The sequence below is a fragment of the Streptomyces oryzae genome (assembly GCF_017676365.1).
In the GTDB taxonomy this organism is placed as follows: Bacteria; Actinomycetota; Actinomycetes; order Streptomycetales; family Streptomycetaceae; genus Streptomyces; species Streptomyces oryzae.
Window position 1 is genome coordinate 1 of sequence record NZ_JADKMA010000333.1, and the last position, 4,053, is coordinate 4,053.

Here is a 4,053-nt window from a genome sequence, read left to right on the forward strand (position 1 = left end):
CCCGCGTACGTTGCAACCGATGTGACTTCCTCGCGTCGGCTTCCGGTCCCCCTCTCCATACTCGACCGCTCCCTCACCCGGGAGGGCGAGCACCCTGGTCAGGCGCTGCGCGAGACGGTGCGGTTCGCGCAGCAGGCGGAGGAGCTGGGCTTCTTGCGCTTCTGGGTCTCCGAGCACCATGCCGTCCCCGGAATTTCCGGCTCCGCACCGACCGTGCTCGCCGCAGCGGTGGCCTCCGCCACGTCCCGGATCCGTGTCGGCACCGGAGGAGTGATGCTTCCGAACCACCAGCCGCTGGTGGTGGCGGAACAGTTCGGGGTACTGGAGTCGCTGTTTCCCGGCCGTATCGACATGGGGCTTGGTCGCTCTGTCGGCTTCACTGACGGCATTCGCAAGGCGCTCCGCGTCGGCAAAGACGCCGCGAACGGCTTCAGCGCACAGATATCCGAACTGCTCGACTACTTCGATGGCACAGGCCCCGTACGCGCCCGGCCCGCCGAGGGGCTGCGCGTGCCCCCGTTCGTGCTGGCGGTGGGCTCTGGCGCGGCAGTGGCTGCCGAGCTCGGGCTGCCTTTGGTGATCGGGGCCTCCCGCGACGAGCGCCGGACCCGGGAAGCGGTGGAGGCGTACCGCGCAGCCTTCCGCCCACGCGCGCACGGCGCCGCCTCGCCCGCCTCTGCCTCACCCGGCACCGCCTCGGCCTCCCACGTCTCACCCGGCACCGCGCACTCCGCCCCGTACGTGATCGTCGCCGTGAACGCTGCTGCTGCCGACACCCGTGAGGAGGCGGAACTGCTTCAGCTTCCCGAGGCGTGGTCCACGGCGCTCTCCCGTACCCGCGGTACGTTCGCCCCGCTCGTGGCGCCGGAAGAGATACGGGGGCGCACGATGAGCGCGAAGGAGCGTGCGGCCTTCGACGAGGCTCGACAGTCGCAACTGCGGGGAACAGCGGAGGAGGTGACCGAGGCGCTGGCGGGGCTGGTGGAGCGTACGGGGGCCGACGAGGTCCTGCTGACACTCAACACATACGACCCCGACGACCGACTCCGCTCCTACCGCCGCCTGGCCGACGCCGCCGGCCTTGCCGGCCTCACCGGGATCACAGGCACGCCCGAGCTTTCGGCCGTCGACTGACCTGCCCCGACGCGACCGGCCCCGGTTCGGCCGACAGAGGGCACAGGCGTTACCCCTGCTGCCCGGGCAGCTCCCGCTTCAGCACCTTGCCCATGTCGTTGCGCGGCATAGCTTCCAGGAAGCGCACCTCACGGGGGCGCTTGTGCGGGGCGAGCTGGCCGGCGACCAGATCGGTCAACTCCTCAGCGGGCGGCGGCTGCTGCGCCGAGGCCGGAACGATCCAGGCGACGACGCGTTCGCCCAGTTCGTCGTCGGGCTCGCCGGTGACGGCTGCCTCGGCGACACCCGGGTGGCTGAGGAGTACGTTCTCGATCTCGCCCGCTCCGATCTTGTAGCCGCCACTCTTGATCAGGTCGGTGGCCTTGCGGCCGACCAGACGTACGGAGCCGTCCGCGTCCCGGGTCGCCATGTCTCCGGTGCGGAACCAGCCGCCGTCGAAGGCTTCGGCCGTCGCGTCAGGGCGGTTGAGGTATTCGGTGAACAGGTTCGGACCGCGCACCTGTAGCTCGCCCACCGTCTCGGTGTCCTCCGCGGGAAGTCGGTTGCCCGCCTCGTCCACCAGCCGGACGTCCACATCACGCAGCGGCAGACCGACAGTGCCCGGGCGGGACGTTCCGCCGGGCCGCACGCTGGTGTTCATGAGAGTTTCGGTCATCCCGTAGCGCTCGATCACCCGCTGTCCGGTCGCTGCAGTCAGCCTGTCGTGGTCGTGCAGCGGCAGCGCAGCCGAACCGGACACCAGCAGCCGGGCTCCGGCCAGTGCGCGCACCAGTTCCGGGTCGCTCGCACAGGCGTCGGCGAGACGGTGGTACATCGTCGGCACGCCGAACAGCATCGTTCCGCCGCTCGCCAGCTCCCGGGCCACTCCTTCGGTGCTGAAGCGGCCCAGATGCCGCAGGCTGCCACCCCGGCGCAGCGGGCCGAGGACCCCGAGGATCAGCCCGTGCACGTGGAACAGCGGCAGGCCGTGCACCAGCACGTCGTCCGCCGTCCACTGCCATGCCTCCTCCAGCGCGTCGAGACTGCTGGCAATGGCCCGCCGCGAGAGCACGACGCCCTTGGGCGGCCCCGTGGTCCCCGAGGTGTAGATGACCAGCGCCGCGGTCTCCGCGTTCGGCTCGGCGGGCAGGAGCCGGGTCTGCTCCTCCTCTGTCGGCTCCGCCGAGATCTCGATGTCCGTGCGGAGCAGTGACCCGAGCGGTTCGGGCAGTTCGGCACCGGGCTCGGCCAGCACTGTTCCGGGTGCGCTGTCGGTGACGATGTGGGTCAGCTCTCTCTCACCGCTCTTCGGGTTCACCGGCACCACGGGTACGCCCGCCAGCAGCCCGGCTACCACGGCGACCGCCGTCTCCAGGCTGGGCGTCGCCCAGACCGCGACGGGTGCCGATGTCTGGAGCCGGGTGGCCAGACCGCTCGTCACGGCAGTCAGCCGGCGGTAGCTGAGGGCTCGGTCGCCGAAGCGCAGCGCCGTGTGCGAGGACGCCGTGTGCAACGCGGGGAAGAGCAGGGACACCCGGACTCCTTTGTGGTCTCTCGCCTCTGAACACCGCCAGCATCTCACCCGCCTCCTCCGACGCGGAGGCGACAGCGAACTGGCCGCGCACGCTGAGCGAGGGCCGCACACGCCGCACACCAGGCCGAGAACCCCTCACCCTCACCCCGACGATCCGGTGGCCTGCGGGAACAGTGCCACGAACGTCTCGGTCGGATCGTCCAGACCGCGGGCGAAGGGTGCGTCGAAGTGCCAGACGAGGAAGAGCAGGAACGCGATCAGGGCGCTGAAGATGCCCGCCAGCACCAGTTCCCTGCCCGAGCGCTGAATCTGGAGCGCGAAAAGCATCCCTACGGAAACCACCGCACCCGCGTACAGACCGATCCACACCACGCCGGGCATCGTCGGACCCGCGTTCGATTCGCGTTCGGTGCGGGCGCTGTCGGCCTCGGCGACTTGGTCGACCACGGCCTGGTACGACTGCGCCTCCTGGTTGGTGTTCGGCTCGTACGCAGTCACGTCCTTGCGCAGCCGGTCGAGCATGTGAGTGCCACGGTCGGTCAGCTCGCCGTGTTCGACCATGTGCGACCACTCGGTGGTGACGGCGTATTTCACATAGGAGTTGACGTCCTTTCGCACCCGGTCGCGTTCGTCGGCGGGGTAGACGGAGACCCGTTCGCTCACCTCGTGCAGTGCTTGCGCCTCCTGCGAGACCGCCTCCTCCGCGGCGTTGCGCGCCTCCCAGACACCGGCGATGGCCAGGCCCAGGACGATGGCGTAGACCACGCCGATCATCATCGTCATGTACTCGATGACGTCTGGCGTCTCGGAGGGGTCCTCCGTGGCGGCGCGTCGGCGTTTGAGCACGACAACGGCGACAACCACCAAACAGGCGGCCACCAGGCTGAGGGTCAGCACGAGCCATTCGGACAAGGGGGCCTCCACAGAGCGCGAGCAGGGGGTGGTGAAGCGTGAGTCGGTGACAGTGAGGCGGGGGTGGCGGCAACGGCAACGGGGGCGGCCGCGTGGAGCGGAGGGTCAGCCGCCGCTCGCACCGGAGGTCTCACCGGCCGCCGCCGGCCTCGGACTGCTCGTACGAGGACGCAGCGCGGCCGCCGCGAGCACGGCCGGTGCGACGATCAGAAGCGTGCGGGTGACCATGGACATGCTTCCGTCGGGCGGCTGACGCTCGGGCGTCGGCTGTCGCGGAGCCGCCAGCACGCTGCGAGAGGGCGAGGGCTCAGGCGCGGTGGGGCGGGGCGTCTCCCGGAAGGGCTTGCGCGAAGGGCGCTCCGGTCGCCGAGTGGCCTCGGCCTGGTGCCGAGCGGGCTTGACCGTGGCCGGCCCGGTGGGCGTGGCCGGCTTCGAGGCAGGGGACCTCTGCGGTGTGTGGGAGGGTGAAGGCGGGCCCGGGCTCGGCGGGGGAG

4 protein-coding genes are annotated in these 4,053 nt (G+C 70.6%); 1 reads left to right on the forward strand and 3 read right to left on the reverse strand.

Going from position 1 to position 4,053, the window contains the following annotated elements; translation table 11 throughout:
• The first annotated feature begins 21 nt into the window (after positions 1 to 21).
• The gene (locus ITI46_RS33540; RefSeq protein ID WP_209243726.1) at positions 22 to 1,134 is read left to right on the forward strand and encodes an MsnO8 family LLM class oxidoreductase; all 1,113 of its coding nucleotides are present in this window, start codon (positions 22 to 24) and stop codon (positions 1,132 to 1,134) included.
• Positions 1,135 to 1,183: 49 nt separating this feature from the next.
• On the opposite strand, the gene ITI46_RS33545 is transcribed toward ITI46_RS33540, so the two are convergent.
• The 3 genes from ITI46_RS33545 to ITI46_RS35650 form a co-directional block, all read right to left on the reverse strand.
• Positions 1,184 to 2,647 (reverse strand): acyl-CoA synthetase, encoded by a 1,464-nt coding sequence (locus tag ITI46_RS33545; protein ID WP_209243724.1) that lies wholly within the window; start codon positions 2,645 to 2,647, stop codon positions 1,184 to 1,186.
• 141 nt (positions 2,648 to 2,788) lie between these two features.
• Positions 2,789 to 3,559 (reverse strand): bestrophin-like domain, encoded by a 771-nt coding sequence (locus ITI46_RS33550; RefSeq protein WP_209243725.1) that lies wholly within the window; start codon positions 3,557 to 3,559, stop codon positions 2,789 to 2,791.
• A 105-nt stretch (positions 3,560 to 3,664) separates the two neighbouring features.
• The gene (locus ITI46_RS35650) at positions 3,665 to 3,787 is read right to left on the reverse strand and encodes a hypothetical protein (protein WP_280634875.1); all 123 of its coding nucleotides are present in this window, start codon (positions 3,785 to 3,787) and stop codon (positions 3,665 to 3,667) included.
• Between the last annotated feature and the right edge of the window lie 266 nt (positions 3,788 to 4,053).

What these genes read in the sequence shown, in the direction of transcription:
- ITI46_RS35650 (WP_280634875.1), bottom strand. Translation starts at nt 3,787, where the DNA reads ATGGTCACCCGCACGCTTCTGATCGTCGCACCGGCCGTGCTCGCGGCG.